Here is a 368-nt window from a genome sequence, read left to right on the forward strand (position 1 = left end):
CCGCTATGGAAATCTTATCAGACCCGACGCCGGACATGCTCGCTATGCCCCGTTTCGACGACGGCGCCATCGATATGCAGGAGCTGCTTCGCAGACTCGCCGAGCAGGTCGTGAACGCCGTGATGGACGCCGAGGCCGACCAGCTCTGCGGTGGCGGGGCGAACAGCCGAAACGGCTACCGCGAGAGGTCGCTCGCCACCTGCGTCGGCACGCTGACGCTGCGCATCCCCAAGCTGCGCTCCGGCAGCTTCTTCCCGGAGGACGTGCTCGAGCGCTACCAGCGCGTCGACCGCGCCCTCGTTGCCGCCGTCGCCGAGATGTACGCCACGGGCACGAGCACCCGCAAGGTGCAGAGGGTGGCCGAGAAG

1 protein-coding gene is annotated in these 368 nt (G+C 67.9%); it reads left to right on the forward strand.

Annotation, left to right across the window (positions count from 1 at the left end; genetic code table 11):
* Positions 1–35: 35 nt before the first annotated feature.
* A partial coding sequence (locus ACTM86_RS08980; RefSeq protein ID WP_441017518.1) for a transposase occupies positions 36–368 on the forward strand: 333 nt, incomplete at its 3' end.

The sequence above is a fragment of the Collinsella sp. HCP3S3_E11 genome, from assembly GCF_052067375.1.
Lineage (GTDB): Bacteria > Actinomycetota > Coriobacteriia > Coriobacteriales > Coriobacteriaceae > Collinsella.